At 66.7% G+C, this 6,627-nt stretch carries 6 protein-coding genes; 5 read left to right on the top strand and 1 reads right to left on the bottom strand.

The annotated features are described in order from the left end of the window. Positions 1-193: 193 nt before the first annotated feature. On the bottom strand, positions 194-1,537 hold the full coding sequence (locus tag C3942_RS06390) for an MFS transporter (RefSeq protein WP_104229521.1): 1,344 nt from the start codon (positions 1,535-1,537) through the stop codon (positions 194-196). Between the two features lie 148 nt (positions 1,538-1,685). On the opposite strand from C3942_RS06390, the gene cyoA reads away from it, so the two are divergent. From cyoA to C3942_RS06365, 5 genes are read left to right on the top strand one after another with little or no spacing between them, the layout of a single operon-like run. Continuing rightward, a complete protein-coding gene (gene cyoA / locus C3942_RS06385) occupies positions 1,686-2,762 on the top strand; it encodes a ubiquinol oxidase subunit II (RefSeq protein WP_104229520.1) in 1,077 nt (358 codons plus the stop codon). A 9-nt stretch (positions 2,763-2,771) separates the two neighbouring features. Beyond that, entirely contained in the window at positions 2,772-4,781 is a 2,010-nt protein-coding gene (cyoB, locus tag C3942_RS06380; protein WP_104229519.1) for a cytochrome o ubiquinol oxidase subunit I, read from the top strand. A 3-nt stretch (positions 4,782-4,784) separates the two neighbouring features. Next, positions 4,785-5,408: a cytochrome o ubiquinol oxidase subunit III gene (cyoC, locus tag C3942_RS06375; protein WP_104229518.1), complete on the top strand. Its 624-nt coding sequence runs from the start codon at positions 4,785-4,787 to the stop codon at positions 5,406-5,408. Continuing rightward, a complete protein-coding gene (gene cyoD / locus C3942_RS06370; protein ID WP_104229517.1) occupies positions 5,405-5,806 on the top strand; it encodes a cytochrome o ubiquinol oxidase subunit IV in 402 nt (133 codons plus the stop codon). The genes cyoC and cyoD overlap by 4 nt, the downstream gene beginning before the upstream one ends. Then, entirely contained in the window at positions 5,803-6,552 is a 750-nt protein-coding gene (locus C3942_RS06365; protein WP_104229516.1) for an SURF1 family protein, read from the top strand. The genes cyoD and C3942_RS06365 overlap by 4 nt, the downstream gene beginning before the upstream one ends. The last annotated feature ends 75 nt before the right edge of the window (positions 6,553-6,627 follow it).

The following is a 6,627-nucleotide window of genomic DNA, read 5'->3' as shown; positions in this document are numbered from 1 at the left end:
GACATCGTCGATGCCATGAGCGCCGGCGGCGACGTGGAGGCGGTCATCGCCCGCGTCCGCGGCGAGGTCGAGCAGCTCTGCGCCGGGTTCCCGGTGTACGGCTCGGTCAGGAAGGCCGCCTGAATTGATCGGCGGGTGAAAGCAGAAAGGCGGGAGCCGCTACAGGCCCCCGCCTTTTTTGTTGCAGCCGGATTCAGTCGTCCCGCATTTCCAGATTGCGGTTCACGCCCAGCGCCAGCAGCGTGCCGACGGCGCCCGAGAGCAGGTAGAGGCCGACGTAGCCCACACCCAGGTTCGAGGCCAGGAACAGGGCCACCAGCGGCGCGAAGGCCGCGCCCACCAGCCAGGCGAAGTCCGAGGTGACGATGGCGCCGCTGTAGCGGTAGCGGCTGGGGAAGGTGGAGTTGATGGCGCCGGCCGCCTGCGCGTGGCTGAAGCCCAGCAGCGTGAAGCCCACCAGGATGAACAGGTAGGCGCCCAGGCGGCTGCCTTCCTGGAAGACCGGCAGCATGCCGACGATGCTGAAGATGGCGATCAGCACGGCACTGATGGCCAGCGTGGCGCGGCGGCCGATGCGGTCGGCCACCTTGCCGGAGACCAGCATGCTGATCACGGCCAGGGTGGCGCCGGCAATCTGCACGAACAGGTAGTCGGTGATCGCATCCTGCGTGAACAGCGAGGCCCAGGACAGGGGGAACACGGTGACCAGGTGGAACAGCGCGAAGCTGCCCAGCGGCGCGAAGGCGCCCAGCAGGATGCTGGCACGCTGCGTGCGGAACAATTCCCCGAGCGGCGCCGGTTCCAGTTCGCGCGATTTCAACAGCTGCGTGAACTCCGGCGTCACCACCAGGCGCAGGCGGGCGAACAGGGCGACCACGTTGATCGCGAAGGCCACGCAGAAGGGATAGCGCCAGCCCCAGGCCAGGAAGTCCTCCGGCTTGAGTTGCAGCAGCAGGAACACGAACAGGCCGGCCGCCAGCAGGAAGCCCAGCGGGCCGCCGAGCTGCGGGATCATGGCGAACCAGCCGCGGCGCTGCGGCGGCGCATTCAGCGCCAGCAGCGAGGGCAGGCCGTCCCAGGTGCCGGCCAGGGCCACGCCCTGGGCGATGCGGCAGGCCGCCAGGATCACGACGGAGGCGACGCCGATCTTCTCGTAGCCGGGCAGGAAGGCGATGCCGGCGGTGGCGGTGCCGAGCAGGAACAGGGCGATGGTCAACTTGGTGCCGCGCCCGTACCAGTCATGGATGATGCGGAACAGCAGCGAGCCGAAGGGACGCGCGACGAATGCCAGCGAGAAGATGCCGAAGGAGTAGTACATCGCCGTGGTCTTGTCGACGAACGGGAAGACCACGGACGGGAATACCAGGACGGCGGCGATGCCGAAGACGAAGAAGTCGAACATCTCCGACAGGCGGCCGATGATCACGCCGATCGCGATCTCGCCGGGGGCGACACGGTGCTGGTCGGCCCCGGCTACGTGGGCCTGGCCTTCCAGCGAGCCGGGGCCCGCATTCGATTCATGGCTGACGGTCGACATCCTGCTCTCGCTCGCTTGAGGGATTACCCCATCTGGTGCATAAGCTTCACATGGTCCGGGGTACGCGCGACATAGGACAAAACGTCCAATCGCGAGGCCCGGCCCGGCTGCTTAAAGTGAGTCATCCGGTATAACCGAAAGATACGCCATGGCTGCCAGAATTGCTCGCTGCATCCTGTTGTTACCGCTGGTCTTTCTCCTGGCCGGCTGCGACTGGGTGGTGCTGCGCCCCTCGGGCGACATCGCCATGCAGCAGCGCGACCTGATCGTGGTGTCCACGATCCTGATGCTGCTGATCGTGCTGCCGGTGATGGCATTGACCGCGCTTTTTGCATGGCGCTACCGCCAGTCGAACAGGGAAGCAGCCTATGACCCCGAATGGCACCACTCGACCCAGCTGGAGCTGGTGATCTGGTCCGCGCCGCTGCTGATCATCATCGCCCTGGGCGCGGTGACCTGGATCGCCACGCATACCCTGGACCCCTTCCGCCCGCTGGAGCGCATCGACGCACAGCGCGAACTGGCCGCCGACGTGAAGCCGCTGAAGGTGCAGGTGGTGGCCATGGACTGGAAGTGGCTGTTCATCTATCCCGACTACGGCATCGCCAGCGTCAATGAGATGGCGGCACCGGTGGACGTGCCCATCGAGTTCAGCATCACCGCCTCCACGGTGATGAACTCCTTCTTCGTGCCCGCGCTGGCCGGCCAGATCTACGCCATGCCCGCCATGGAGACCAAGCTGCACGCCGTCATCAACCAGGCCGGCGACTACGAGGGCTTCTCGGCCAACTACAGCGGCCACGGCTTCTCGCACATGCGCTTCCGCTTCGCCGGCCTCAGCGGCGCCGACTTCGACGCCTGGGTGGCCAAGGTGAAGGCCGCCAAGGACCCGCTGAACCGCGAGGAGTACCTGCGCCTGGACCAGCCCAGCGAGCGCGAGCCGGTGCGCCACTACGGCACCACCATGGCGGGCCTGTTCGACGCGGTGGTCAACCTCTGCGTGGACCCCGCCAAGATGTGCATGCGCGACATGATGGCCATCGACGCCCGCGGCGGCCTGGGCCTGGCCGGCGTCTACAACGTCTCGCGCCTGGCCTACGACCGGCCGCGCTCGCGCGACGTCCGCACCCAGGCCGAAGCCTTCGTGCTGTCGCTGTGCCAGGTCGGCCCCGAGGTGATGCTGTCGCCCGCCACCGATGCCCCGATGTACGGCCTGCTCCGCTAGAGATTCGTCATGCAAGAACGTTCGGAACTGATGCAGACCCTGTTCGGCCGCCTCACGCTGGAGGCCATCCCCTACCACGAGCCGATCCTGGTCTGGACCTTCGTGGCCACCGCGATCCTGGGCATGTCCCTGCTCGCGTACATCACCAGGAAGCGCGCCTGGGGCACGCTGTGGAACGACTGGTTCTGCAGCATCGACCACAAGAGGATCGGCGTGATGTACATGGTCCTGGGCATCGTCATGCTGCTGCGCGGCTTCGCCGACGCCATCATGATGCGCGCCCAGCAGGCCTTCGCCTTCGGCGACTCGATGGGCTACCTGCCGCCGCACCACTACGACCAGATCTTCACCGCCCACGGCGTGATCATGATCTTCTTCGTGGCCATGCCCTTCGTCACCGGCCTGATGAACTACGTGGTGCCGCTGCAGATCGGCGCGCGCGACGTGGCCTTCCCCTTCCTGAACAACTTCAGCTTCTGGATGACCACCGCCGGCGCGGTGCTGGTGATGATGTCGCTGTTCGTCGGCGAGTTCGCTCAGACCGGCTGGCTGGCCTACCCCCCGCTGTCGGGCATCGCCTACAGCCCCAGCGTGGGCGTGGACTACTACATCTGGGCACTGCAGATAGCCGGCGTGGGAACGCTCTTGTCGGGCGTGAACCTGCTGGTGACCATCGTCAAGATGCGCGCCCCGGGCATGACGCTGATGAAGATGCCGGTGTTCACCTGGACCGCGCTGTGCACCAACGTGCTGATCGTGGCCGCCTTCCCGGTGCTGACGGCGGTGCTGGGCCTGCTGTCGCTGGACCGCTACGTGGGCACCAACTTCTTCACCAACGACTTCGGCGGCAACGCCATGATGTACGTGAACCTGATCTGGATCTGGGGCCACCCGGAGGTCTACATCCTGATCCTGCCGCTGTTCGGCGTGTTCTCGGAGGTGGTCTCCACCTTCAGCGGCAAGCGCCTGTTCGGCTATACCTCGATGGTCTACGCCACCGTGGTGATCACGATCCTGTCGTACCTGGTGTGGCTGCACCACTTCTTCACGATGGGCTCGGGCGCCAGCGTCAACTCGTTCTTCGGCATCACCACGATGATCATCTCGATCCCCACGGGCGCCAAGATGTTCAACTGGCTGTTCACGATGTACCGCGGCCGCATCAAGTTCGACGTGCCGATGCTGTGGACCATGGGCTTCATGTTCACCTTCGTCATCGGCGGCATGACCGGCGTTCTGCTGGCCGTGCCCCCGGCGGACTTCGTGCTGCACAACAGCCTGTTCCTGATCGCGCACTTCCACAACGTGATCATCGGCGGCGTGGTTTTCGGCGTGTTCGCCGGCATCAACTACTGGTTCCCCAAGGTGGCCGGCTTCAAGCTGGACGAGTTCTGGGGCAAGGTTTCGTTCTGGTTCTGGCTGGTCGGCTTCTGGGTGGCCTTCGCGCCGCTCTACGTGCTGGGCCTGATGGGCGTGACCCGCCGCGTCAGCCACTTCGAGGACATGAGCCTGCAGATCTGGTTCCAGATCGCCGCGGTGGGCGCGGTGCTGATCGGCGTGGGCATCCTGGCCTTCCTGATCCAGATCTTCGTCAGCATCCGCCGCCGCGACAGCCTGCGCGACGAGACCGGCGACCCCTGGAACGGCCGCACCCTGGAGTGGGCCACCTCGTCGCCGCCGCCGGCCTACAACTTCGCCTTCACGCCGCGCGTGCACGACCAGGACGCCTGGTTCGACATGAAGCGCCGCGGCCACCAGCGCCCGGTGAGCGGCTTCGTCGACATCCACATGCCGAAGAACACCGCCGCCGGCATCGTGCTGGCCGGCATCGCCACGGTCTGCGGATTCGCCCTGATCTGGCACATCTGGTGGCTGGCTGCGGCGTCGTTCTTCGGCCTGATCGCCGCCACCATCATCCACACCTTCAACTACGACCGCGACTACCACATCCATGCCGATGAGGTGAGCCGCGTCGAGGACCAGCGCACGAGCCAGCTCGCGGCGCTCCAAAAGGCCTGATCCATGAGCGCACACGCCGCTGAAACCACTTTCCCGCCGGACAGCTTCTACGATACCGGCGAGCATCACCCGCAGAACGGGACGATGCTGGGCTTCTGGCTCTACCTGATGAGCGACTGCCTCATCTTCGCCGTGCTGTTCGCGATGTACGGCGTGGTGGGCGCCAACTATGCCGCCGGTCCCGGCCCGAAGGACCTGTTCGACCTGGGGCTGGTGGCGGTCAACACCTCCATGCTGCTGCTGTCGTCGATCACCTACGGCTTCGCGATGCTGGAGATGGCGCGCGGTCGCCAGAACGCCGTGCTGGGCTGGCTGGCCGTCACCGGCCTTTTCGGCCTGGCCTTCGTCGGCCTGGAACTCTACGAGTTCAACCACTTCATCCACGAGGGGGCCGGCCCGCAGCGCAGCGCCTTCCTGTCGGCCTTCTTCGCGCTGGTAGGCACCCATGGCCTGCACGTCAGCTTCGGCATCGTCTGGCTGGTGGTGCTGATGGTGCAGGTGCGCAAGATGGGCCTGACCGAGCCCAACCGCCGCCGCCTGGCCTGCCTCAGCCTGTTCTGGCACTTCCTCGACGTCGTCTGGATCGGCGTCTTCACCTTCGTCTACCTGATGGGAGTGCTGCGATGAGCACCGCCGACACGGAACGCGCCTACGACCAGCGCCACGTCCACAGCCACCACCACCCCGAGGGCGAGGCCCACGGCACGTTCAAGGGCTACATGACGGGCTTCATCCTGTCGGTGATCCTGACGACGATCCCGTTCTGGCTGGTGATGGGCGACGTGCTGCCCAGCAAGCAGGCCACGGTGTTCATCATCATGGGCTTCGCGGTCGTGCAGATCCTGGTGCACATGATCTACTTCCTGCACATGAACACCAGTTCCGAGGGCGGCTGGAACATGCTGGCGCTGATCTTCACGCTGGTGCTGGTGGTGATCACGCTGGCCGGCTCCCTGTGGGTCATGTTCAACATGAACGACAACATGATGCCGGTCTCGGCGCACGAGATGCGCAACGCGCCGTGACGCCGGACGAGGCCAGGCCGCGCTCCGCCGCAAGCCTCGCGCTGCTGGGGATCGTCGGCCTGGCCCTGTTCGCCGGGCTGGTCTGGCTCGGCAACTGGCAGGTCCAGCGCCGCGCCTGGAAGCTGGACCTGATCGAGCGGGTGGAGCAGCGCCTGAAGGCCGCCCCGTCTCCCGCCCCCGGGCCCGAGGCCTGGGCCGCCATCGGCAGGCCCGACGAATACCGCCGGGTCTTCGCCGAGGGCGAGTTCCTTCACGACCAGGAAACCTGCACCCAGGCCGCGACCAAGCTCGGCGCCGGCTGCTGGGTCATGACCCCGCTGCGGCAGGCCGATGGCTCCCTGGTCTGGATCAACCGTGGCTTCGTGCCGCCGGAGCGGCGCGACCCGGCCCGCCGCCTGGCGGGACAACTCGTGGGGCCGCAGCGGGTGGAAGGCCTGCTGCGCCTGACCGAACCCGGCGGCGGCTTCCTGCGGCGCAACGATCCCGCCGCGAACCGCTGGCATTCGCGCGACGTGGCGGCCCTGACGGGCTCCCGCGGCCTGCGCACGGACCGCACGGCACCCTACTTCATCGACGCCTCCGCCTCGGCCGAGAACGGCCCGGTCGGCGGCCTGACCGTGGTGAGCTTCCACAACAGCCACGCGGTCTACGCCCTGACCTGGTATGGGCTGGCGCTGATGGTGGCGGGCGGCCTGGGCATGGTGGGGCGGCGCGAATGGCGGCTGCGGCGCGGCCGGCACGCTTGAACGCACGCCGGAGCTCCGAGCCGCCGCCATACCGGGGCAAGCGGGTATCCAACCGATCCGACGTCCACTCCCGTT

This window comes from Solimonas fluminis, assembly GCF_002930645.1.
Lineage (GTDB): Bacteria > Pseudomonadota > Gammaproteobacteria > Nevskiales > Nevskiaceae > Solimonas_A > Solimonas_A fluminis.
This window is presented reverse-complemented; position numbering and strand designations above follow the sequence as displayed.